Below are 24,344 nucleotides of genomic sequence, written 5' to 3' on the forward strand. Positions count from 1 at the left end.
GTCCTTGGGCTTTGGAGGCAATCGTGAACATCGTCATTACGCCACTCGTTGCAAGTCTCCTGGCATTTTTGTATCTCGCCCTCAGCATGCGCGTAATCCGCGCGCGCAACACCGAGCGCATCAGCATTGGCGACAAGGGCAACGATCTGCTGCTCAGGCGCATGCGCGTGCACAGTAACTTTGCTGAATACACGCCGCTCGCCCTTGTCCTTCTGCTCACGCTCGAGCTTATGGGCGGAGCCCACTGGCTGCTTTACGGCCTCGGCCTGTTTCTTCTGGTCGGGCGCGCCGTGCATGCCTATGGAGTCAGCTGTGTACCCGAACCGATGAGCTTCCGGGTCTCGGGCATGCTGCTTACGTTCACCGTGATCGGAGTTGCTGCTTTGGCGAACCTGGTTCTCGCCGTGAACGCGGCTTTTGTCACATAGGGACTTGCTCCGACGCTGTTGCGCCCATCTTGTCCGAACGTTGTCTTGGGGGGCACTGGCTGCCAATCTGTCCCCGCTCTCTGATGATTTTCGCATGCGAATATGATCTAACGGGTTCAATCGCCTTTCCCGTTGTTGGTTTGCGGGCAGACGTTTGACCGGAAATACGCATTCTATTCGTACATTTAAGGTCCTCGTGAAGATCACGCTGATCTCAGCGGGGATCGGCGCGATGATCGGACTTTTACGCGCCGACGCGAACGGCTTTGCCGTTGAGGCATTGCTCGGCGCCCTGGTCGGAACCGTCATCGGCTTTGGCTGTTCGTTGAGTGAAATTCTCGTTTTTTCAAACGCGCAGCTGCGAACAGTCCGCCGGCTCCCCCCTGTCAGTCTCGGAGTGCTTCGCGCTGTTGCTTTTGGCGGTATTATCGTCCTGGGCTTATGCGTGCCATCGCTACTGACGGCCCATGCACCGCCGTGGCGGCATCCCGACTTCACGGAGGTTTTCGCGATTTCCGCAGGTGTTGCGATCGTCATGTCTATCGGCGTGGAGATCATGAGGTTTCTTGGTGCCGAGGCAGCACTTTCCCTTGTCTCAGGCCGCTATAATCGGCCTCGCTTGGAAGAACGGGTCGTGCTTTTCGCCGATCTGATCGGATCAACGGCCCTGGCGGAACGTATCGGGGAACTCGAGTTTCATGTCTTTCTTCAAAATGTCGCGCTTGATCTCGCCGCTCCGATCGAAAAGGCGCGTGGCAACGTCCACCGTTATGTCGGCGACGCGGTGATTGTGACCTGGCCGATTGACCGGGGGATCGAAGACGCTGCCTGTCTTGTCTGTGCCAAGGAGATGCACAAGGTGCTCAATCGACATGCGCCAAACTACCGAGAGCGTTTCAACACAGAACCGATGCTCAGGATCGCGTTGCATTGCGGCCCCGTTGCCGCAGGTGAAATTGGTGACTGGAAAAAGGAAATCGCCCTGCTTGGCGACACGATGAACACGGCCGCCAGACTGGAAACAGCTGCCAAGGTCCTGAATGAAACCACCGTGCTTTCCGATGCGCTCGTCGAACGACTACCGGCCGGGATGTCTGCAGGGCTGCGGCAACTGCCGCCTTATTCAGCGCATGGCAAACGAGAAGACCTGATGCTCTGGGCGCTCAAAAAGTCGCATTAACGCCATCTTAGATCTGTTGCGCGCAGCCCGCGAGACAATGCCGTGTTGAATTTAGTATATACATAAAGTCTTTTTTTGTATAAAAAGTCTAGATGAAGTTCTCTTCCGAGCTCTCCAGTTTCAAACCAGTTTGCAAGGCGATCACGCTGTTGTTTCCTGACATGGTCGAGGTCGTGCTGCACGATCTTGCCACAGGAAGGATCGCCTGGATTGAAAACGGATTTTCAGCGCGTGCTGTTGGTGACGATTCCCTTATGGAAACCGAAAATTATGCATCCGATCTGCGCGCAGACGGAACGATCGGTCCCTATCGAAAATCCGGACCGGACGGTGCCAGGCTAAAATCCGTTTCAGCCATCATTCGCAACGATGATGGGGATCCCGTGGGCCTTATTTGCATCAACTTCAAAACGGGTGATCTCGAGCTTGCCGGAACGTTGTTGCGGAAAATGACGGACTTCGAAGCGGGGCCAGAAGTGACGCTCCTCAAGAATGACTGGCGCGAACTGACCAATACGATCATCGAGGACACGCTCAAGGATCTGAAGATTTCGTTCAATCAGCTGCGCAGGCCGGGCCGTGTGGAAATCATCAAACGGCTTTTACGCGCCGATATACTGTCCGCCAGGGGGGCCGGTGACTATGTGGCCCAGGCGCTCGGGATCTCGCGCGCAAGTTTCTATGCAATGCTGCGCGAGGCGCGGGATCAGGAAAGGCACGGCTTGCAATGAGCCAGACTGTAGCATCACCCAGGAAAATGCGGGACTTTGGTCTGGAGGTGTTTTTCTCCGAATGGGAGTTTACCGCCAAACACCACATGACGGCATCCGATCTTGAAAGCGTGTCGCTGGCGGAGTTGCTGGCGCTGGCGTCGGACGAGGACCGTTCCGCCTTCGAAGAGCTCTGGCTTGGCTATACCGAAACCTGGGGCGCGCCGGCGCTGCGCGATGAAATCGCACGCACCTACGAGCGCATGACAAGAGACAACATTCTTTGCCTCGCAGGCGCGGGTGAGGGTCTCTTCGCGGCTCCGAATGTCCTTCTCACAAAAGACGATCACGCCATCGTCCCCACGCCCAACTACCAGGGCGCCGAAACGATCCCGCTTTCGATCTGCGAAGTGACGGGTGTTCCGATGAGCTATTCGTCGCCGGATGGGCCCGGTTCAAACTCAGGCAAAGGTGGATGGCGGATCGATCTGGATCGGCTGCGGGACGCAATCAGACCGAACACGAAACTGATTTCCCTCAATTTTCCGCACAATCCGACGGGTTATCTCATGACTGGCGAAGACTTGACCGAGCTCGTTGCTTTCGCAAGGGAAAGGGGAATTTACATATTGAGCGACGAAGTCTATCGCGGCGTCGAACTTGACCCGAATGACCGGATGCCTCAGATCGCTGATGTTTACGAACGCGGTATTTCGCTGAACGTGATGTCGAAAGCCTATGGCCTGCCGGGTCTTCGCATCGGGTGGATTGCGTCTCAGGACCATGCCCTTCTTCAGAAAGTGGAGCGGTTCAAGCATTACCTTTCCATCTGCAATTCAGGGCCGTCGGAAGTCCTGGCGCTCATTGCACTGAAGTCGCGTCATAAAATCCTGTCGCGCAATCACGCCATCATGCTTAAAAATGCAGAGGCGCTGGAACAAGTGTTCAACGATTTTCCATCGCTTTTCGAATGGCAAAGGCCAATGGGCGGCTGCGTGGCGTTTCCCAAGTACCTCGGACCCGACGGGGTCGAACAGTTTTCACGGATGCTTCTGCAGGAGAGCGGGGTCATGATCCTGCCCTCTTCAATCTACGCCAGCGAACTCGGCACAGTTCCCCAAGATCACTTCCGGATCGGGTTCGGAAGAGATCAGGTCTTCAAGGACGGTCTCAAGGCAATGCGGCACCACCTGGAAAAGCACTATGCCGAATTCACTGTGGAACGTGCCTGAAACGCGTGTTTTCCTCACAAAGCAAACCGCCGAACTTGACGCAAAGGACCTCGCGTGCCGGAGAGCCTCACAACAATCGAAGAAGACGCCTGGAGCGCTCTTCATGACGCAACGACGGGCCGCGACAGGCCCTACCGGTATCTGACACTGGCTTCCCTTGGCCGGTGTGACTTTCCCGAGGCACGCACAATCGTGCTGCGGTCCGTCGATCGCACGACCCGCACACTTGAGTTTCATACCGACACGCGCAGTCCCAAATGGCTGGAGCTGCAGCAAAACGGCAATGCGACCGTTCTGGGATATTCCGATCAGACCCGCGTGCAATTACGCCTGCGAGGCAGCGTGCGGCTTGCGTTCCCCGGATCAGAGCAGGCCGAACGGGCCTGGAACACGCTGCCATCGCATACGCGCGCGACCTATACCGGCGGACCACCCGGGGATGCGTTACCAGATGAAACTGCGGTTTCTGATACCGAAGGCCTCCATCCAGTAGACGCGAGCGGAAAAACGTCTTTCGGAGTACTCTTCTTCAAAACTTTGGCGCTCGACTGGTGCCGCCTGGAGCGGCAAAACAACCTGCGCGCAAAATTCAGCTACGACGACGAAGGCAAGCTGGAAAGCCTCGGCTGGATCGCGCCTTAGACACCCGGTCTCTGGTGGTATGCACAAGCGTCAGATTTGCTGAAGGCGCGTCTTGTGGGCATGCGCGATATGCTGCCGGGCCGCGGCCTCGGCTGCGTCGCTGTCTCCCCGGGCAATCGCTTCCACCACGGCAGCATGCTCCTCCACCGCCGTTTCCCGGCGCTCGGGCGTATCCAGCGTCGTACCGGCCATAAGAATGAGCGACAGGCGAAGGTGTTCGATGAGGTCGACGAGATAACGGTTGTGGGAGGCCAGACACAGCCGCCGATGAAAATCCCTGTTCGAGCGGACGAGACTGTCCTTGTCGGCAATGCGCTGTCTGTCTGATTTGACCAGATCCTGCAGGATCTCGATTTCGGGCTGCGAGGCATGTTTTGCGGCAAGTCCGGCCGCCGTTCCCTCCAGGACCTCGCGCATGAAATAAACCTCGTTGATCTGACCGTGGTCCAAGGTCGGCACGACCATGCCGCGATTGGGTTCATGGACGGCGAGACCTTGTGCCTCAAGCCGCTTGAGCCCTTCGCGTATCGGCGTTCTGGAGACACCGAACTCTTCGGCGAGATCCGCTTCTCTCAGCCGATCCCCGGGCTTCAGCACGCGTTCCTCGATAAGCCCGATCAGGCGCTTGTAGATTTCAGATCCGTTCATGCTCTCTGGTTAGCCGCAAGACACCATGTAAGCAAGTGAAGGTACCGGGAAGGAGGTTCATAAACCTCCTTCCCCAAACCGTTAGACACCTGCTTTCAGATCACTGAACGCAAGTCCGTCTGCGCCCTCATCGGTCTCGAAAACACGCGTTACGGACCATGTTGAGGTGTCGATCTCCGCGACCCTTGCGCCATCCTGCGCTCCGGTGAACAGCGACTTGCCATCCGGAGAGAACAACAGCGATGCGGGTCCGTGTGCGCCATGTGGGGCAAGATCTACCGCCGACACAACCTCAAAGGAAGACGGGTCATAAACGACGATCCGGTCTCCGTTCAGATCTGCGACCGCAACGACCGTTCCAGCAGGATCGAACTGCGCACGGATCGGAAGGTAACCCGTCTCGATCACTTGCTGACGCTCCATTGTCGCAGTATCGAGCACAATGATGGTTTCAGACTGGTTGTTACCAACCCAAAGCGTCTTTCCGTCAGGACTGACATCAACGGCCTCCGGGCCGGTATCCGCCTTCACCGTGTTCAAAATGTCCATCGTTTCCACGTCGATCACCGAGACCTTGTCCGACCCGCGGCTGGTGACGTAAGCCGTTGCATCATCAGGTGACATTGCAAGCAGATGTGTCCCAATCAGACCCGGGGCAACGTGACCTGTCACCTCTCCCGTGACGACATCGACCTTGATCACGTCACGCGTTTCCTCGGTTGTCACGATCACGCTGTCCGTGTCGCCGAGCCAGGCAATTCCGTGCGGCGCCATGTGAGGCGAAATGTCGATTGTCTTCAGGTGTTCGGCTGTCGCGACATCGAACACGTTAAGCTCGCGGCCGATGTAACCGTCTTCCAGATAAGACACGACAACCACCTTGTCTCCGTCCGGCGAAACGGCCAACTCGTGAGGTGATCCACCCGTGATCGGCCGCTGGACTTCCTGGCCCGTGTCCAGGTCGACAAAGCTGACGGTGCCAGCATATTTGTTGCCGACCATCAGTGTCGCCGCGCTTGCAGAAAGCGTGGTGCCTGCGAGAAGGCACATTGCTATGGACGTGCGAGACACAAATTTCGTGAATGACATTTTTAACCTCCAGTCTGTTTCAGTTTATCGACAGACACCCCTCGTCTTCTCAAAGCAAAGAAACGTCCTGGAGGTTATTTGATTTCGATTTCAGTATTTTCAAATTAAACTTCAGTAATAAATCCATTCCCGCTCATGCTGAATAAATTTAACAACAATAATAAAATTATTATTCTTTTATCCATACAGCGTTTTCATGATTTATACATGCTGCAAACACTGCTTTCATTTGAGGCTTTGTCTTATTTTGACAGATCCTGCGCCAGCATGAGGGCATTGCCGTCCGGGTCGTAAAAGGTTGCCGTGCTGACCATGCCTTCGATGGTTTCGGTTTCCCCATCAAACTTCACGCCTTCGCCTTCGAGCGCCGTGCGAGCGACTGCGATATCCGCCACCCCGAATACGGGAACGGTGTTTCCAGGCGAAGGCTCTGCCTGTTCGCCCAGCCCCAGCGTGACACCTTCTGTTTTGGTCTGCAGTTCGCTCCAGCCGGCTTCGTCCGCATGATAGAGAACTTCAAATCCAAGGTTCTTCTCGTACCACGCGGCACTGGCGTGCCTGTCACGCACCGACAGGGCCAAAGTGATTGTGTTTTCCAATGAAACGACCGGCATCACGCTTTCCTTTGTATCAAAAATATATTAAATATACTTTATGGATTTAGACCTGCTTGTCAAGCTCACATCCAAAGCCTGGTCGCTAAAGATACTGGCGCTTCTCAATGATGGCGTTCCCGGACGGCAGGCGCCTTTGATCGCGGCAACGGGAGCCAGCCGGACATCGTTCGCAAACAGCCTGGAGCACTTGATACGGCTTGGAATGATCGAGAAAAACCCCGGACACGGACACCCATTGCGGCCGGAATTCCGATTGACGCCACAAGGTACCGTCGTCGCGGCCATGGCGCAGAGGATCTTGCGCAGCGTGCCGGGAGACGACGCTTTTTCGGTTCTCAAACGGAGTTGGGCAGTCCCTATCCTGGCCGTCACACAGAGACCGACGCGCTATTCGGTGATCAAATCGGAACTCGGCAGGATAACGGACCGTGCGTTGTCCCAATCCCTCGGCGTTCTGGAGGACCGGGACTGGCTCAAACGCGACTTCGACCTCTCCCAGCGCTCCCCGTTTCCGACTTATCACGCCGTCAACGATGGTCTGAAAGTCAATCAGGCCGTCAGTCTGAATGATCTGCCCGGCGTCAATCTCTAGGCGGTTTGTGGCCTGCGAAAGGCCTGCGTTTCAATGAACGGAATCGTGCGAAAATCAGTGAAGGCGGACACCCTGGCGCTTCAACTCCTGTTGCAGGCGTTGAACATCCATCTGCTCAAGCTCCAGGCCGTGTTTAACGGCAAGCGCTGCTGCAACACCAGCCCCCTGTCCCGTCACCGTGCAGCACATCATGTTGCGCGTGGCGGCATGGCTGACCTTGTCGCCGCCCGTTGCCCGGCCCGCAACGAGCAGGTTCCGGACACTTCTTGGCAGCATCGTCCGGTAAGGCAGCTGGAAATAGCGGCCGGTCGTTGGCAGGATCAAGATGCCGTATCCGTCGATGAACTCCGGGAAGATTCCGACACTGTCTTCAAAGCGTCCTTCTTCGCGGACATCCAATTCGGTCATGTCATAGGCCGACAGGATCTTGCGCGTATCGCGGATGCCGATGGTCATGCCGAAATTTCTGAGCTTGGCGCCGCCGCAGCCGGGGTGAAAGCGCTTCAGCGCCTCAACCGCCATCATCGCCTGACGCCGGCCCTCGATTTCGTTTTTCGTCATGGACGCCGGGTCGGTGCCGTCGCATTCGGGAAGATGCACGAGGTTCAGATAGGTGAGATCACCGCTGTCATAGACGGCGCCCCAGGTTCCGGAAATGGTCGACAGTGCGCGCGGGATGATGCCCGCTTCCATCGCCTTTTCAAAGGGCTTGCGCAGGAAGGGCGAGAACATCTGGTCTTCCTTGCCTGTGGTCTCGACGGACCACTCGCCGCTTTCCCAATCCTTGTAGGTCTGCGGATCGGCCTTGACCGCCTCGATGAACTTCGACTTGTCGACGCCGTTCATGGAAAACATCACGGATGCCGCCTGCATTTCCTCGACAGGCGTCTTTTTGGTGGCCGCGCCTGCGCGATGGGCAACATCTGCGTCACCGGTCGCGTCGATCACCTTCTTCGCCAGGATCGCCTCGCGGCCCGCCTTGCTCTCTGTGATGATGCCGCGAATTTCGTCACCCTCCATGATGGGGGCAGCGAAAGCCCGGTGCAGCATCGGATGAATGCCGGCTTCTTCGACCAGCGTATCGGCGACCAGCTTGAAGCCTTCGGCATCGATCGCATCGCTGTCGGACTGCGGTTCAGGTGTCGTCGCACCGGCATCGCGGGCGCGCGCTTCAAACTCGCGGCCAACGCCTTCCGTATCGATGGTTTTCTCGTGCCGGTACCAGGCGAAGCCTTCAACGCCGACCGCCGTGATATTGCCGCCAAAACAGCCAAAGCGCTCGACGAGCGTGACTTCGACACCGGTGCGGGCCGCGCCGAGAGCAGCGGACAAACCGCCGGGTCCGGATCCCACCACAAGCACATCGGTCTCGTGGATGACGTCAATTTCGCGGGCGGGCTCTAGGATTTTTTTCACGCTCACTCACATGGTTGGAGGCTACTCAACGGTTGGGCTTCTGGAGATATCCGACGATGAAGGCTGACTAGCACCAGTTGCTGTAGTGTTTTCGGCGATCCAGCCTTTTGTCTCGCGCTCGAAAACGTCATCAAATACGCTTCTAACGTAATGTTTATGAAACTTAAGTGATTACGAGCTTCAGACTGAAGCACTGGATTACAAAATCTTCTTTAGAAAGGGAAGAAAACCACCGAAAAACAAAGCGCTCAATACGACCGCACCAATAATTAACACGATTATCATTCCAATAAATCTACGCCGCCCACGCGAAGGCAATTCTGCGGCATGATCTCCGTCATAAATTTCTACAGATTCCTTTCTTATTTGGTTTAGATCCCATCCATTTTTCGCATAAAAAACAACATCTTTAGCAAATTCATACAGAAAATAAGAAAAGCAACATCCAAAAAATAAGAATAAAATCGAAACAACTAATTCTTCAATAATCATCTCAACAATTCGCAACCATCTTTTTCAACTTCAATACTTTTTGTTGTCAATTTCACTCTTTCAAAGACCATAAAAATTCTTAATTCCAATCAGGCTATCTCCTTTCGCGCGCGCGGCAAATACATGTTGCCACCCGTCACGGGACGAGCGGCGCCGGTTGTTTCGGGAAACGTTGTCGGCAATCCAGCTTTCAGCCGAGCGCCTAAAAACGCCATTGCCTGTGCTTCAAGCGCATCCCCATCGATTTTGTAGTCATCTGCCGAAACGACGTCGCCGGAAAGCCTGTCGGCAAGCGCCCGCATCAAGACCGGATTGCGGCGCCCTCCTCCGCAGACAAGCCAGAAGCGGGGCGCAACGGGCAAAAGTGCCTCCGCCTTCGCAATTGCGTCCGCCGTGAACCTCAACAGCGTTGCTGCGCCGTCCTCAAGACTCATTCCCCTTACGAATTCGCCGGAGAAGCTGTAGCGGTCGAGCGACTTCGGCCCCGGCTCTGAGAGGAAAGAATGCGTTAGCGCTTCGGCCAGCTTTGCCTCGTCAACCTGCCCCCTTGCCGAGATTTCGCCGCCTGCGTCGTAGTCACCCGCGCCGTGCGAGCGGACCCAGTCATCCAGCAGTGCATTGCCCGGACCGATGTCGAAGGCCAGCAGATGATCGCCGTCGATAAATGTGAGGTTGGAGACACCGCCGATATTCAAAAAACAGAGCGGTTCCCTGTCGGCACCAACCAGCGTCTTTGCAAGGGCCTGATGGTAAACCGGCACGAGCGGAGCCCCCTCACCGCCCGCTTCCATATCCGCGAGGCGAACATCGCCAATCACCGGAAGAGCCAGCTCGTCCGCCAGTGCCTGCGGATTGCCGAGTTGCACGGTTTCCCCGGCTTTCGGATCGTGCCACACCGTCTGACCGTGAAAAACGACGGCGTCCGGCGTCAAATTGTGCCGTCGCATGAATGCGCGGATGGCAGACGTATGATCCGAGGTCACAAGCCGCGCAATCTCCGGCCAGCTTCCCCGGTTCCCGCCCTTGTGACCAGCCGCTTCCAGAACCCTCGCTCTTGTGTCTGCCCGGTAATCTGTCGTTTCACTCGGTCCGAAATGGCTGACCGTCGCACCATCCGTCTTGATCTCGGCAATATCGATCCCGTCGGCGGAAGTACCGCTGATGGTACCGACAATCGACCACCCAGTCATTGGGTGTCGGCCACTTTCTTCAGGCTTTCCTGCGCGATGTCGAACATCTCATGGATCTGCTGCTCTTTGATTATCAGAGGAGGGCAGAATGCCATGGCGTCCAGCATGGCGCGTGAAATCAGTCCATTTTCGTGGAAAATCACATTCGCGGCCGCGCCGAGAGAACCGGGCGTATCGGAATGGGCCGGATGATGCAGTTCTGCCGCGCCGATCAGACCGATACCGCGGGTTTCAACAACAAGCGGGTTTTCGGCAAGACCCGCCAAACGGGACTGGAAGGTGGGCGCGATGTCGCGCACGTGGCCGACAAGGCCCTTTTCTTCAATGATCTTCAGATTTTCCAGGGCAACAGCTGCCGCAACCGGGTGCCCGCTGCCGGTATAGCCATGCCCGAGTACCCCGATCCGATGAGACTCGTCTGCTATCGGTTCGTAGACGTTATCGTTGATCAAAAGCGCTGAAATCGGTTGATAGGACGACGACAACGCTTTCGACAGGGTCATCATGTCCGGCTGCAGATTGTAGGTCTGCGTCCCGAACATATTGCCGGTCCGTCCAAACCCGCAAATCACTTCGTCGGCCACGAACAGGATGCCATATTTCTTGAGGATTGGTTGAACGGCCTCCCAATAGCCTTCGGGCGGTACCACGACACCGCCGGCCCCCATGACGGGTTCAGCGAAAAAGGCAGCAATCGTCTCCGGACCTTCGGCAAGGATCAGATCTTCCAGATCCTGCGCGCATCGTCTGGCGAAGTCCGCTTCGCTCTCGCCGTCCTGCTTCATGGTGCGGTAATGCGGACTTGTCGTGTGCAGGATCTGCGGCAGGGGCAGATCGAAGGACTTGTGGTTGTTGGGCAGGCCCGTCAGGCTTGCCGAGGCGACGGTGACGCCGTGATAACCGCGCATGCGGGAAATGATTTTCTTGCGTTCCGGTTGGCCCAGCGCGTTGGAGCGGTACCAGATCAGCTTGATCGCCGTGTCGTTAGCTTCCGAACCTGAGTTGGTGAAATAGACTTTCGACATCGGCACGGGCGCCATCTCGATCAGCTTTTCAGCGAGTTCGATCGATGGTCCGTGGGTCTTGTACGTGAAGGTGTGATAGTAGGGCAGCTTTTCCATCTGGCGCGCGGCCGCCTCGACCAGACGTTTTTCACCGAAGCCGACGGCAACACTCCATAGACCCGCCATGCCTTCGATATAGCGCTTGCCGTTGATATCCTCGACATAAATCCCGTCTCCCTTCTCAATGACAAGAGAGCCGGTGTCTTCCTGGCGCCGGGCGTCCGCATAGGAATGGAGTTGAACAGCGATATCGCGGGCTTCGAGTGAGTTCGGCAACTGCGCCATGAAACGCCTCATATTAAGTGAAGAGATTAGGCAAGCCAGCCTGGCGTCTTTTCTGCAAGGCGGCATTCACATGCAAGCTAACCATTTCAACCGGCGTATACAATGGCGTTTGACAAGACGTGGAACACGCAGATGCCGCGACCCGTTTAAGGGTGGTCAGGCCGCCGGGCAATGAGGGCGACGTGGTCATTCAGCGTTTCAAATGGCCCATCCCCAAAAGGTGACAAGGCGTCTTTCAAGGCGGCCTCGAACGCGGCCAGACCCTTTGAGCCCATCACTTCCGGCCTGCAGCCGGAGCGCGACAGAAAATGACCCAGCAGGCTGTCATAAGTCCAGCTGTGCCTCGCTAAGACAGATATTCGCCGCAAGTCGCTGAAAGGAGATGCGAGCAATACCGTCTCATGCGGTTCCCAGGCATCGGTCATTCGATGGAGGCTGATTGGATCCGGCCTTGCATGCGCCTTGCCAACCTCCTGAACCGCCCACCACCAGAGATTTTTCGGCGCTTTTATCGGTTTGTCGTCCAGAAAGGACAGTGCCCCATTTTGTGCAACAAGCGTATCCAGATCCTTCAGTGTTGCAGGGCGATCCTTCCAGTGAAAGGACCTGCCCATCGTCACCAGATTGATCGGTCCCTCCACGATCGACAGATCCTCGGAAGATCCCTCGACATAGGTGACGTTGTCCGGTGCTTCCGCCTCTGCCGCTGTAATCATAGATGCACTCGGATCCACACCGGTGACGCGGGCAACCCTTGGCCCGAGCGCGTTAGCGATGAAGCCGGGCCCGCAGCCCAGATCCAGAACGTGCGCCTCCTTGCCTGTCCGCGTTTCGGCCAACAGCCAATCGATCAGGCCCGGGGCGTAGCGCGTACGAAAAGCGGAATACATCTCAACCACGCTGTCGAAGCGGTCGGGTATTGAGAGGTCACAGGTCATGCGCGGGGTCGTATCAGGCAACTGCGAACCAGGTGTGACACGCTGCAAGAAACGGAACCACCTGGTCGGACACCACAGCATACCGGCCGTGCCTTTCGCAGCCCAAAAACAAAAAACCGCGCCGAGGCGCGGTCAAAAGACTGTCGGTGAGCTGTGGCCGGGAACCACAGCGCGCATGTCACAGTCGGTGGGGGGCACGGGACGTGACGAACGACCGACAGCCTGGAGTTTGACGTTATTCCGCGATGACTTTTGTTGTTGTTCGACGGTTACATCGCGCGGAATTGCTATTTTTGTTTTCGTGTCCGTTCGTTCTATTTTTATTTAGGCAGGCAATGACGCTTCCGATTGTCCGCGTCAGCCAATATGCTGTCATTTGGTGCCAAATTGCCCGGGGGAGGTCATTTTGAGCGAAGCCGAAGTTGATGCCGCATTGATCAGGGCCGCCGTCAAGGCGATGGAGAGCCGTGGTGAGGATCACCTGGAAGCTCTTGAAACATCGGGGCTCACGCCAGAAGACCTGGAAGGGTTCGACCAACGCGTCCCGCTCAAGAAATCAGACGCCTTTCTGGAACAGGCGGCAAAATATCTGGACGACGACCTTTTCGGTTTCGATGTCGGCAAGGCGACGCCCACCGGAACATTCGGCGTTATCGCCTATCTCGGCATCTCGGCCGCAACGCTGGAACAGGCCATCCTGAACCACGTCAAATACGTGAATATCTTCGTCGACAGCTATCGCCTTTCGCTGGCAAAGACCGAAACAACCGCGAGACTTTCCTATCAGGGCGTGGACCGGAGCTCTTATTTCAAACGTCAGGCCAACGAGGCGGGCATGGCAGCCATCCTGTCCAACTACCGCTTTGGTACCGGCAGGATCCTGCGGCCGTCGGAGGTTCATTTTCATCATCAGCGCGCCGAAGCTCCTGCGGAAATGAAGCTCTTTTTCGGCTGCCCGATTTACTTCGGCAGCGACATGCACGGGATCGTGTTTCACGCCTCGGACCTGGCAACACCGCTTGTCCATTCGGACCGCGATCTGCTCGCGCTCATGTCGAATGTTGCCGACAGGATGCTGGAAGAGCGGCGCTCTGCTCCAAAGTCTTTTCTTTCCAGTGTCGAGTTTCACGTAATCGACGGCTTGTCGAAAGGTCAGAGCTCGGCAAGTGTCGTTGCCGGCAAACTGGGCATGACCGAACGGACCTTCGCGCGGCGGCTTGGCGACGAAGGCACTACATTTTCGGAAGTCCTTGAGGATGTGCGGCGCAACCTTTCGGAGGAATACTTGAAAAAAAGCGATCTCTCTCTACCGGAGATCGCCTATCTGCTCGGCTATTCGGATTTGCCGGCTTTCATTCGGGCGTATAAGCGCTGGTTCGGCGTCACTCCCGGTGCGCGCGCCTCAGAAGTCCGGCGGTTGAATGCGGGCTAGGTACATCAATCGGTCTCAGGCACAGACTACCGGGTCAGTTCATCGTGTCGCAACCTAACACGGCTTACTTCGGCCCGGAATTTTTCGGCAAGGTGCAGGGCCGCGCCTTTTCGTCAATCGGCCCCGAGCCGCGGAACAGGTGGCTGACAAGATTGAGCGGCAGGGAGACCACCTCGCCGATGGCACGCCCCGGACCTGCGTCCTTCACCGTCACGTCCGGTTTGCCCAGCGTGCCATGGATCTCGAAGGGTGAGACGATCTCGACCAGCTGCTTGCGTTTGGCTCGTGGAACGAAGGACAAGTCCAGCGCCCCGGACCTCAGATTGACACTGCCCGCACCGACAATCTGAACATTCTCGGTTTCGACAATCATTTGCCTGGACGTTGCAACACCGTTTTTGAAATGCAGCGGAAGCACCGCGCAGACCAGCTTGCTCGTATGTTCCTTGTTGCTGGTCACCAGCCAGGTAAAGACATTCAGGCCGGTCAGGTCAATGAGCCGGTTCGGCAGCGTCCCGCCCCAGAGCGAGGCTGTTACACTGCCGGAGAGCGATCTCAGAAATGCTGTCTCTGAGACGGCACTGCCCGTCACGTCAAAGCTGGCGTAAACCGTACTGGAGATCGGCGCTGTCAGCCCGAATTCACTCATGAGGCTCTTGAGCGGAAACTTTTCCATGCGGCCATTCGCGGTGGCAGGCCGATTTTCGGATCCAAGATTGACGCCGAAGTCACCTTTCACGGTGCCGCCAATGAAGTCGAGCTTGAACCCGGCCAGGCGCACCTTGTCGTCATCGTATTTCAAGGCGCCGGTGAGATTGCCGGCGTGTTTGTTTCCGGAGACGATTTTCTTCACGTTCAAGGCGATGTCGGCCCTCAAGGCCGCTTCGAATTCCCTTGTCAGTTCGATATCGTTGTCGTTTTCCAGGCCAGTTGCACCGAGCTTTGCAAACTCCACAAGGTCCGACAGGTCCGTAAAGTCCATCTCATCCGATGAAATTGTGCCGACCACCATCCAGCCCGACCCGTTATCGTCATTCTCCAACTTGAGATCGGTCGTGATGTCGGTCGCACCGGTGCTCAACTTGCCTTTGAGCTTCGCGCCCTCCGGCGCAAGACCACTGGACCCCGAAAAACTGATGGCAGGAAACGTCTTCTCTGTTTTCACTCCAAGAGCGGCAAGAACGTTCGCCGGCTTTGGAATAGTCAGGCTGGTCGCAAAATCCAGCTCTTCGACCACGCGAAACTCAGGAATTGCCAGATCGAAATCTAGATCGAGCAGCTCGGTCCCCCCGATTTCTCCACTCAACTCTTCAAGCCCGAACGACCCCGACGCCTCGTTCAGCGAAACCTTGCCCTTCACATATCCAAGCTCCGGAGCATCTGTTGCAGGCCGGTTCAACAAGATGGCGGTTGGAAACCGGTAGGATCCCGTAAAGCTCGCGCCAGAAAAAGCGAGGATATCCTCCACCTCGCCTGTCATTGTGAGATACGGCGCGTCGTCAGGTCCGTCGAGAATGGTGACCTCTTTCAGCCCGACCTTGTCATCCGCGCTCTTGATGACCCTGCCGACCGTGATCGGCCCGATTTCATCGAATTCCAGAAGAACAGCGTTCGTTGTGATGCTTGTCTGGTCGACTGACAGAGCCCTGAGCGGGCCGCTTACATGTCCTTCGATTTCTTTCACATTGACGGCAAACGATCCGGCCGGCTCCTGCTTGAGGGGCGCAAGCACCGTTTTGAAATTCACGTCTATCAATGTCTGCTGGAAGAGGTCGGAGAGCGCACCGGTCACCGTGACCCGATCGTCATTTTCACCCTCGTAGTCGAGTTTAAGAGCCGTCACATCGAGACTGTCGACAGGGCCGGCATAGGACCAGCTCGAGGTGGCAGTCCCTTCGACCGCACTTTCCAGGCCAAGAGAGGCGAGCAGCTCCGTTATCGACTGCGAGTTCGCGCTCAGATCACCCTTGATATGTGCAATTTTTTGCGACGTGTCGACGGTCCCGTTCAAACTCGTTTCCAGGCCGGGAAACGTGATCGTCAGGTTGAACGGACCGGACTTTTCCTCCTGTGCGACCGTCGATGAAGGCACCTCACCTGCCGCCGTCAACCGTGTTCCGTTTAGCGCGGCATCAAATTCGATCCCGGTCGACTTTGAATCGGTTCCGGTGGTCAGCTTCAGGGTGTTGATCGCAAAGGTTTCGTCCCAGCCGTCGGCCTCGTCGATGAAACGGAACACGACATCCGTCAATTCCATATTGTCCAGGACGGGGTTATTGATGAGCGTCGACGGCAGCTCGAACGCGGATGACCTTTGACTTTTTCCGTCGGGGCGATACTCGATCTCGGCCCCGCTCATATGAAAGTTTCGGATGCCGGAAACCTGGCCGCGCAAAAGGCTGTAGGGTGCATTGAACTCCACGGTGTCGAACACGCGTGCCTTGCCATCTCCCCCACCGGACGAGCGTTCAATATAGGAATCTTCAATCTTGACGCCCAACCTCAGGCCAGGGACCAGGGTCACCGGACCCCGCACTTCCACTGGCCTTCCCAGGACGCGGCTCAGAATCTGAGCCGCCTGCTCCTGGCGCACCGAAGCATAAAGATCGAGCGTTGCCAGCGAATAGGTGACGGCAAGCGCCGCGAAGACAACAACAATGAGACCGAACGCGAATAGTCTCACAAGTCTGGCATACCCCCTCGATGGTTTTCGCTTCGCATTGTCCAAAGCTGCCAGCCTTTCATCCGTCTTCAAGGTAAAACGTCATTCCGAGTGCCGTTCAATTCTGACGCCTTACAGTATGACGCCAAATCAAGTTTCCTGTGGTTTTCTTCGACCTGCACAATCGGGCGGCTGCTTCCAACGCTGTTCGCACTCTACGAATGTCGTGCAAAGACGATAAGACCTGAACACACAACACATTGACCCGGCAAAACAAACCTCATCACAACAAAGGCAGGTGCAGCGCCCTGGCTCTTGTCTGGCACGCCCTGTTCGCGCCGATCAATAATCCTTATCATAAGGGTATTCAAATCAGATCACGGAATTACTTTTAAGCAAAACGCGAACGCGTATCCCGACTGTGAGTAACAGCGAGTTCTCAAGGTCCGTTAACGCAATATTCACCATGCGAAATTACTGTTTTAATTCATTAAAAACTGGAAACACCGGCTTTTCTTAAGAACGAAACGCTTTCGGTGTCTTAAGCACAGTTGAGCCAGAATGAAGATTAGACTGTCCAACTTTTTGCCTGCTACGGCGATCGCATGTGCCGGTCTGGCAATCGGCGTGTTCCTGTTGCTTTCGATACTGAATATCAAGGCTGAATACCGGCAAAGATCTGAAATACTGATGAAACAGATCGCGACCGCAAACGCTGAAAATACCGCTCACATTCTGAAGACCGCCCGAGACGAAATCGTCTACCAGGCGGGAACGACACAATTTGAAAAAGCAACGATCGACTTCGCCTCAGGGTGGGACTCCAGCGATGCCGCGACGGTGAAGGACATTTTTCTCAAATCGGACGGCGATCGAAGCGAGATCGTCATGGGCGATGGGATCGAGATTTTTGAATTCATGCACGAGGCTCACCATAACCTCATCAAGGACTACCTCAATCAGTCGGTCTACAAGGACATAGCGCTGCTTTCGCCTGAAGGTTTCGTTTATTACTCCGTCCACAAGGGGGATGCCTTCGGATCTTCGGTTGCGAATGACTCGCCGTTGGAGGAAAGCCGGAACCTGGCGCTGGCTCTTGCCGGGGCGCAAGATGCACAGGGGTATCTGACGCCCTTCGTCCGCACCGAGAACGGTTCGGTCGTTGCCATGCTGGCAGCAAGAATTGAAAGCGAAGGCGCTCATATCGGCTATTTCGTCGGCACCCTCGATGCAGAGGCGCTTTCTACTCAATTCGACACACTCGACATGCTCGGTGAAACAGGGCGCATCGCCTTGCTCGATCAGGAGATGCAACCGGTCGCCGCGTCAATGGACGATCCCGCAGGCGCGCTCGTCTCCGGCTCCAACGTTGCCGATACAAGCGGCATCCTGTCCGTTGCCTGGCTTGAGGGCAAAGACGTTTTCTACGTTGCGACACCGATGCAGGGTTCTGCCGGATCCTTCTTCCTGGTTGCCCAGCAGGACACCGCTGAAATCTATGCACCCGTAAACGCGTTGTGCGTCCTTTTGTTGTGGATGGCGGCGGCGGTTCTTGGTGTTACCGGCGGTCTCGTCTACCTGGTCTTCGGCCGCGCATTGCGTCCGCTGAAGGAAGTTTCTGGAACGATTTCCAACGTTTCAGCTGGTGTCCTTGAAGGCAACAAAGTCAAGGAGAGCAAGTTCTTCGAAATCCAGCAGATCTCCCAGGCCCTGTCTGTCTTTATCGAAAACCTCGCGGAGAAGAAACGCCTGGAGGAGGACCGGGAACTCAAGCAGGCGCACCAGGAAGAAAATCGTGTCAGGATCACGTCCGAGATCACGAATTTCAAAACCTCGATATCTTCCATCATCGAGGAGTTGAAAACCGAAGCCAATGAAATGAAATCGAGTGCCGACCGGCTGGACCGCGTCGCCAGCGCTTCCAACCAGTATGTCGACACTGTCCGGACCGCTTCAAGCGATGCGACCCAGAATGTCTCCCTGGTGGCTCAGTCGACAAAGGAACTTGCCCTGACAATTTCCGAAATCACGAGCCAGACCCAAAAGACCAAGGTCACCGCGGAACAGGCATCGGAACTTGCCATAAGCACCGGAAACGGTATCGATCAGTTCATTTCGACAACGGCGAACATCAGCGAAATACTCGAGTTCATCAACGAGATTTCCGAACACACAAGTCTGCTTGCACTTAACGCAACGATCGAGGCGGCAAGGGCCGGTGAAGCAGGCAAAGGGTTCGGTGTTGTTGCATCCGAGGTCAAGCAATTGGCTGTCAAAACAGCAAGCGCGACCGGGCAGATCTCCGATCAGATCGCGAATGTCCAGGCCTCTTCAAAAGAGATGATGGATGCGGTCAAGCAAGTGACGAGTGCGATCGACCAGGTCAACGAGTTGGCAACCTCAATCGCCGAAGCCGTTCAGTCGCAAAGCGACTCCGCCAAGGAAATTTCACACAATCTCGACGTCGCGACCGACGGCAGCCGTGTCGTCGATACGAATATCGAAACGATGTCGGAGCGAATTGAAGAAACCAACAGGGAAGCGGAGACTATTCTCTCACTCTCTGAAGATGTCGACCGCCTGAATATCAAACTGGACGAGGCCGTCGACCATTTCCTTAAGCAGGTCGCTTAATTTAAGTCTCCAGGAACTTCATGCTGCAAAAGGCGGACGTTGTCCGCCTTTTGCCTGAATTCGCCGGGCGTGCGATGCATACCCGGACCGATCTGGATCCTTAGAGGCCCAGGACCCTGTTTCTCTGGTTTGAATAGGCGATCTCAGCACCCTTGCGAAACGCGCCAAGTTCGGTAAGGGCCGCCCGGTAATGATCATCGACTTCCGCGACCAATGCGGATTGCCCACGCGTTTCTTCAAACACTTCCTGTGCCGCCTCGCCAAAGGCATCCCAGGTTTCGTCGTTGAACTGTCTCAACTCCGTCCCGTGCTCGTCGACGAGCTTCTTCAGATATACGCCGTTGTTTGCGAGAAACTCTTCGTTCATCGCAGCGTTCTCTTCCATGCATGCCGCTTCGATGACTATTTTTTCCCAGTCGGACAGACCCGTCCACCAGGCCTTGTTCATGCCGAATGAATTGCCACCGCCCGGCTCATGCATTCCTGCCATGTAGTAATATTTAGCCGCCTCATAAAACTTCATGAAGTAGTCGTTGTAGGGCCCAACCCATTCGGCCGCCTCGATCGCACCCGCGACAAGATTTTCGTAAATCTGTCCGCCCGGCAGCGAGACAACAGAAACACCGAGCTTGGTCATCACCGTGCTGCCAAGACCCGGAATACGCATTTTCAGGCCCTTCAGGTCGTCAACGGATTCGATTTCAACGTTGAACCAGCCTCCCATCTGGGTGCCGGTTCCGCCGCATGGCAGCGCCTTCAGGTCAAAGTTTCCGGAGACCTTGTCCCACAGTTCCTGACCACCCTTGAATTTTATCCAGGCGTTCCATTCCGGCATGGTCATGCCGAATGGCACAGAAGTAAAATAGGCGAAGGCCGGATCTTTCCCCACCCAGTAATAGTCGGCGGAGATATAGGCCTGCGCGTTACCCGAGGCGACCTCATCGAAAACATCAAAGGCTCCGACGCGCTCGCCGGCCGCATAGTATTCCGTCTGAAGACGGCCGTCCGACAAATCGTTGATGCGTTGTGCCAGCCGCTGTGCAGACATGCCCAGTCCAGGAAAGTCCCGCGGGAAGCTCGAAACGATTGTGAGTTCTTTGCGCTCCTGCGCAATCGCGGGCGCAGCCAGCATCGCAGCACCGCCGGACCCGGCAATGCCTGCATTTCTCAAGAATGAACGACGATCCATTTTTTTCCCCTCTGATTTTCACTCAAATGCAGGACACGGTGGTCACCTGCCAGGCTCGGATTTTCCTTTGGGGCCCGTATCACGGCAAATAGCCTTGGGCTATGCCTCCGATAGGAATTGAAATGGCGATGGTGTCGGCGTGGCCTGCACGTATTCCCCTTGCAAGGTGGAAGCATATGCACGGCGCGAGGCACTTTGCCTGCCGTTTACCTGGCTGTAATTCCGCAAAACTCAGAAGCTTGAGGTTCGGGTTCGTTTTGGAGCTGCCAATGCCTCCCGGTAGCGAACCATATCGACACGCTTTGCAACGCATAGCTTCTGTCTATTTGCCGGCCGACAGCAGCCAACCGCAATATGCGCCGGACGAGAAGCGAGAAGCGTCTTTTTTCAACAGCTTACAAAACCACGAAAGGAAAATCATGTCTGTTTCCGCTGATACGAAAGTCAATATCGACCGCTTCTGGGGTACGATCGAGGCATCTGCGGAAATTGGTCCGGGACGCCCGGGAGGTCTGTCGCGCCTGACGCTTTCCGACGCGGATCGTCAGATGCGGGATCTTTTTTGCCGATGGAGCGAGGAAGCGGGCCTGACCGTCACCGTCGACGAGATCGGAAATATCTTTGCGCGGCGCAACGGGCTGGACGACGCCCTGCCGCCGATCCTGATCGGAAGCCACCTCGATACACAGATCAATGGAGGCCGTTTCGATGGCATCGCCGGCGTGCTCGCGGGTCTGGAAGTCGTGCGTTCCCTCAACGACGCCGGTCATGTCACCAAAAGGCCTATCACCGTCGTGAACTGGACAAATGAAGAAGGCGCAAGATATTCCCCGCCGATGGTCGCCTCCGGATGTTTCGTCGGACGATATACTCCGGATTGGGTCAGAGACCTGATCGGCGACGACAACACGCGCTTTGGCGAGGAGCTCGAACGGATCGGCTATGCGGGCACCGTGGACTGCCGCGCAGGAGACATAGACGCCTATTTCGAACTTCATATCGAGCAAGGCCCCATTCTCGACGCGGAATGCCGCGAGGTCGGGATCGTTACAGGTGCATATCCAACCCACGGCATGCGCGCCTCGTTTTCCGGGCGGACCGCACACTCCGGTCCGACACCCATGGATCTTCGGCAGAATGCACTGGCTGCCGGTGCACGCTGGCTGACCGCGGTCGACGACATCGGCTGGGATTTTGCCGTGCATGACGGCAAGGCAACCGCTGCCCGCCTGACGGCTTGGCCCAACAAGTCCGGCATCTTGTCGGACACAGCCGAAGCGATCTGCGACGTTCGCCATCCCGATCCGGCAACGGCAAAAGTCATGGCGGAAAAAATGCGGCGTGCGCTCTTTGCAAGTGCGGCAAAATCGGGTTGCTCAGTGAATATTGAGGACGAGTGGCACTGGGGTGGCGATATTTTCGATGAAGGCCTGATCGACTCGATCCGTTCGCAGGCAATCCGGCTTGAGTGCAACTGGCAGGACATCAAGAGCCAGGCGGGCCACGATGCCTATCACATGGCACTTCATTGCCCGACGGTGATGATCTTTACACCCTGCAAGAACGGTATTACCCACAACAATGAAGAGCACTGCGAGCCCGGCGACTTCGATGCGGGCCTGAACATTCTGTTCCACGCTGTAGTTGAAAGAGCGGACCGTGACTGAATACGTCTCACACGACGCCGTCGTAAATGCGCTCGATTGGACCGATCTGATCGAACAACTCCGCGGCTGGTTTACGACCGCCAACGTCAATGCGCCGCCGCGACAGGTGCTTGCTGTTCCCGCACCAGAAGAGAGCAATTCGCACCAGTCCGGCTCGCTGTTGATCATGCCGGCCTGGCTCCCGGGCAAGTCGGTTGGCGTCAAGGTCGTTACATTCTTTCCATGGAATGCGGACTTGGGGCAGCCGACGATCAACGCGGGGTACATGCTGTTCGACGGGTCGAGCGGCAAGTTGACATCGATCCTGGACGGCGATGCGCTGACCGAGCGCCGTACTGCAGCAGCCTCCGCGCTCGCTGCAGATTATCTGGCAAGAAAAAACGCCAAGCATCACTTGATCATCGGCACCGGTCAGCTGGCGAAAGCCGTCGGCGAGGCCTATGTCAGGATACGCCCAATCTCAAAAACCATTGTCTGGGGACGTCGTCCTGAGAAGGCCGAGGAAATTGTCCGAGACCTTCGGAGTGCCGGCATTCAGGCAGAAACTGCGCCAGACCTGGAGGAGGCCTGTGCAAGGGCAGACATTGTCACAACAGTGACCGCCTCAAAACAGCCGGTTGTCTTGGGCAGTTGGCTCAGGCCCGGCACACATCTGGATCTGATCGGTTCCTTTCGCGCCGACATGCGTGAATGCGACGATCAGGCAGTAACCCAGGCAGAGTTGTTCGTTGACGACTGGGCCGGCGCTTCCCAGGCGGGCGACCTCTCGCAACCGCTCGAAGCAGGACTTATCGGCAAAAAAGATGTCGCGGCTGATCTGCGTGAACTTTGCTGCGGAGCCCATCCGGGACGCCGGGACGAGACAAGCTATACTCTTTTCAAGTCTGCAGGGCTGTCACTTGAGGATCTGGCCGCGGCCAGCCTTGCTCAAGAGAAAAGAAAGTAACGGCTTATACCAAGCACAAGAAATAAGAACCGATCTGACCGTGTTTGAAGGCTGTTCGGCAAGGAGCAGGTTGCAGGGCGATATGGTTTATCGTCCAAAACCTGCGACGCGGCAGAACAGCCTTCAAACGTGGCCTTCGGTGGCCTGTTCCGGCTCTCCGGACGGCGTTGCCTTGTTTGAACGGCCAACCAGGCCGTCCTGCACAAAGCGCCTTGCCGGCAAACCGGAACAGCGCCATCAGATAGGTCCTTATTTCTTGAGATTGGTATTACTCCAGATCCGGGTAAAGACCTTTCAGCTCTCTGACGAGCTCCACGAATTTGCGCTCCGAAGACTTGAGCTCCTTTTCCGGCGCGTGGATCAGATACACGTCTGCCCCGATCGCCTCATCGGCAATTTCGATCGGCCAAAGAACACCATTGGCGACATCATCCTTGACGGCTGGGCAGGGAAGGATTCCGATGCCCAGTCCGGCGACGATCATCCGGCGCACTTCTTCAAAATTCGTGCTCTCACCCGTGGTGCGCTGACCGATCCTTGCCCGATTGCGCAGGTCAGTCATCGGCTCGAGACCGCTTATGTCCGTCGCACAGGAAAACGAGATGAACGGCTCGCGGCGGAGATCCCTCAGACTGATTGAGGACCGGCCGAAATAAGCGTGCTCCGCTCCGCAGAAAACCTTGAATTCCTCCCGGAACAGTCGGATCGACGGCAAATTGACGACGGGTTTGGGCAAAAGGCAAATGCCGATCGCGACACTCCCTTTCAGAATGTTTTCCAGGATTTCCTGGCTGTTGCGGACGGTGCCGCGAAACATCACCGAGGGATAGCGCTGGTGGTAGAGGCGGAACAACTCGTCGAGGAGCGATGAGTTGAGATGACTGATCACCTGATAGTTCAGCTCGCCCTGTTCTTCGTCGGTCGCATCGCGCACGAGCGAGTGAATGCGTTCAGTAGAGAGAAAAATCTCCTTGCATTCCTGAAAGACCTTTTCACCGCGCAAGGTCAGCTCGAAACTGCGGCTATCCCGGAATACGAGCTGACATTCCAGCTGTGTTTCCAGTTTTTGCAGCGCGTTGCTGACCGAGGGCTGGCTGAGCCCGAGCCGAACCGCGGCTCCGGTAATGCTCCTTTCCTCTGCAATGACGAAGAAGGTGCGCAGCAGATTCCAGTTCAATTCCTGTCCCGCTATTTCCTTCACGCGTTTGCGCCTTGTGTTTTCATTTTGGCCGGAGCTCGCTTTGCCTGAATTCAAATAGACATAGCGGATGTCACGCATAGTTACCAACTA

General features: G+C 56.3%; 21 protein-coding genes. 10 read left to right on the plus strand and 11 right to left on the minus strand.

Going from position 1 to position 24,344, the window contains the following annotated elements; genetic code table 11:
• The first annotated feature begins 23 nt into the window (after nt 1-23).
• The 5 genes from Q0915_RS14930 (at nt 24) to Q0915_RS14950 (ending at nt 4,192) form a co-directional block, all read left to right on the plus strand.
• Nucleotides 24-428, plus strand: coding sequence for an MAPEG family protein (locus Q0915_RS14930; protein ID WP_299474860.1), 405 nt, complete (start codon nt 24-26; stop codon nt 426-428).
• A 196-nt stretch (nt 429-624) separates the two neighbouring features.
• Nucleotides 625-1,608: an adenylate/guanylate cyclase domain-containing protein gene (locus tag Q0915_RS14935; RefSeq protein WP_299474863.1), complete on the plus strand. Its 984-nt coding sequence runs from the start codon at nt 625-627 to the stop codon at nt 1,606-1,608.
• Nucleotides 1,609-1,700: 92 nt separating this feature from the next.
• On the plus strand, nt 1,701-2,339 hold the full coding sequence (locus tag Q0915_RS14940) for a PAS domain-containing protein (RefSeq protein ID WP_299474866.1): 639 nt from the start codon (nt 1,701-1,703) through the stop codon (nt 2,337-2,339).
• Nucleotides 2,336-3,550, plus strand: a complete 1,215-nt coding sequence (locus Q0915_RS14945; protein ID WP_299474869.1) for an aminotransferase class I/II-fold pyridoxal phosphate-dependent enzyme — start codon at nt 2,336-2,338, stop codon at nt 3,548-3,550. Before Q0915_RS14940 ends, Q0915_RS14945 begins: the two co-directional genes overlap by 4 nt.
• A gap of 54 nt (nt 3,551-3,604) precedes the next feature.
• Nucleotides 3,605-4,192 (plus strand): pyridoxamine 5'-phosphate oxidase family protein, encoded by a 588-nt coding sequence (locus Q0915_RS14950; protein WP_299474872.1) that lies wholly within the window; start codon nt 3,605-3,607, stop codon nt 4,190-4,192.
• 30 nt (nt 4,193-4,222) lie between these two features.
• Here Q0915_RS14950 and Q0915_RS14955 read toward each other — a convergent pair whose 3' ends face one another.
• The 3 genes from Q0915_RS14955 to Q0915_RS14965 form a co-directional block, all read right to left on the minus strand.
• Nucleotides 4,223-4,840, minus strand: a complete 618-nt coding sequence (locus tag Q0915_RS14955) for a GntR family transcriptional regulator (protein ID WP_299474875.1) — start codon at nt 4,838-4,840, stop codon at nt 4,223-4,225.
• A gap of 81 nt (nt 4,841-4,921) precedes the next feature.
• Nucleotides 4,922-5,929 carry a YncE family protein gene (locus tag Q0915_RS14960; protein ID WP_299474878.1) on the minus strand — a complete coding sequence of 336 codons (1,008 nt, stop codon included), beginning with the start codon at nt 5,927-5,929 and terminating at the stop codon, nt 4,922-4,924.
• A gap of 242 nt (nt 5,930-6,171) precedes the next feature.
• The gene (locus Q0915_RS14965) at nt 6,172-6,543 is read right to left on the minus strand and encodes a VOC family protein (protein WP_299474881.1); all 372 of its coding nucleotides are present in this window, start codon (nt 6,541-6,543) and stop codon (nt 6,172-6,174) included.
• 40 nt (nt 6,544-6,583) lie between these two features.
• Between Q0915_RS14965 and Q0915_RS14970 the strand changes: the two genes are divergently transcribed.
• On the plus strand, nt 6,584-7,138 hold the full coding sequence (locus Q0915_RS14970) for a transcriptional regulator (RefSeq protein WP_299474884.1): 555 nt from the start codon (nt 6,584-6,586) through the stop codon (nt 7,136-7,138).
• A 54-nt stretch (nt 7,139-7,192) separates the two neighbouring features.
• Here Q0915_RS14970 and Q0915_RS14975 read toward each other — a convergent pair whose 3' ends face one another.
• From Q0915_RS14975 to Q0915_RS14995, 5 genes are all read right to left on the minus strand, one after another.
• On the minus strand, nt 7,193-8,554 hold the full coding sequence (locus Q0915_RS14975) for an FAD-dependent oxidoreductase (RefSeq protein ID WP_299474887.1): 1,362 nt from the start codon (nt 8,552-8,554) through the stop codon (nt 7,193-7,195).
• Between the two features lie 198 nt (nt 8,555-8,752).
• Complete coding sequence (locus Q0915_RS14980; protein ID WP_299474890.1) at nt 8,753-9,046, minus strand: hypothetical protein; 294 nt, start codon at nt 9,044-9,046, stop codon at nt 8,753-8,755.
• An 89-nt stretch (nt 9,047-9,135) separates the two neighbouring features.
• Nucleotides 9,136-10,236 (minus strand): anhydro-N-acetylmuramic acid kinase, encoded by a 1,101-nt coding sequence (locus Q0915_RS14985; protein ID WP_299474893.1) that lies wholly within the window; start codon nt 10,234-10,236, stop codon nt 9,136-9,138.
• Nucleotides 10,233-11,585, minus strand: a complete 1,353-nt coding sequence (locus Q0915_RS14990) for an aspartate aminotransferase family protein (protein WP_299474896.1) — start codon at nt 11,583-11,585, stop codon at nt 10,233-10,235. The genes Q0915_RS14985 and Q0915_RS14990 overlap by 4 nt, the downstream gene beginning before the upstream one ends.
• A 146-nt stretch (nt 11,586-11,731) precedes the next feature.
• Nucleotides 11,732-12,523: a class I SAM-dependent methyltransferase gene (locus Q0915_RS14995; protein ID WP_299474899.1), complete on the minus strand. Its 792-nt coding sequence runs from the start codon at nt 12,521-12,523 to the stop codon at nt 11,732-11,734.
• 406 nt (nt 12,524-12,929) lie between these two features.
• Between Q0915_RS14995 and Q0915_RS15000 the strand changes: the two genes are divergently transcribed.
• Nucleotides 12,930-13,955, plus strand: a complete 1,026-nt coding sequence (locus tag Q0915_RS15000; protein WP_299474902.1) for an AraC family transcriptional regulator — start codon at nt 12,930-12,932, stop codon at nt 13,953-13,955.
• A 64-nt stretch (nt 13,956-14,019) separates the two neighbouring features.
• Here the strand turns inward: Q0915_RS15000 and Q0915_RS15005 are convergent, their stop codons facing one another.
• Nucleotides 14,020-16,638 (minus strand): AsmA-like C-terminal region-containing protein, encoded by a 2,619-nt coding sequence (locus tag Q0915_RS15005; RefSeq protein WP_299474905.1) that lies wholly within the window; start codon nt 16,636-16,638, stop codon nt 14,020-14,022.
• A gap of 540 nt (nt 16,639-17,178) precedes the next feature.
• Between Q0915_RS15005 and Q0915_RS15010 the strand changes: the two genes are divergently transcribed.
• Complete coding sequence (locus Q0915_RS15010) at nt 17,179-19,251, plus strand: methyl-accepting chemotaxis protein (protein WP_299474909.1); 2,073 nt, start codon at nt 17,179-17,181, stop codon at nt 19,249-19,251.
• A 100-nt stretch (nt 19,252-19,351) separates the two neighbouring features.
• Here the strand turns inward: Q0915_RS15010 and Q0915_RS15015 are convergent, their stop codons facing one another.
• Entirely contained in the window at nt 19,352-20,440 is a 1,089-nt protein-coding gene (locus Q0915_RS15015; protein ID WP_299474912.1) for a TRAP transporter substrate-binding protein, read from the minus strand.
• A 419-nt stretch (nt 20,441-20,859) separates the two neighbouring features.
• Here Q0915_RS15015 and Q0915_RS15020 point away from each other — a divergent pair, with 419 nt between their 5' ends.
• Nucleotides 20,860-22,107 (plus strand): Zn-dependent hydrolase, encoded by a 1,248-nt coding sequence (locus Q0915_RS15020; RefSeq protein WP_299474915.1) that lies wholly within the window; start codon nt 20,860-20,862, stop codon nt 22,105-22,107.
• Complete coding sequence (locus Q0915_RS15025; protein ID WP_299474918.1) at nt 22,100-23,053, plus strand: ornithine cyclodeaminase family protein; 954 nt, start codon at nt 22,100-22,102, stop codon at nt 23,051-23,053. The genes Q0915_RS15020 and Q0915_RS15025 overlap by 8 nt, the downstream gene beginning before the upstream one ends.
• A 268-nt stretch (nt 23,054-23,321) precedes the next feature.
• Here the strand turns inward: Q0915_RS15025 and Q0915_RS15030 are convergent, their stop codons facing one another.
• The gene (locus tag Q0915_RS15030) at nt 23,322-24,332 is read right to left on the minus strand and encodes a LysR family transcriptional regulator (RefSeq protein WP_299544337.1); all 1,011 of its coding nucleotides are present in this window, start codon (nt 24,330-24,332) and stop codon (nt 23,322-23,324) included.
• Nucleotides 24,333-24,344: the final 12 nt, after the last annotated feature.

The sequence above is a fragment of the uncultured Roseibium sp. genome, assembly GCF_947494555.1.
GTDB lineage: Bacteria > Pseudomonadota > Alphaproteobacteria > Rhizobiales > Stappiaceae > Roseibium.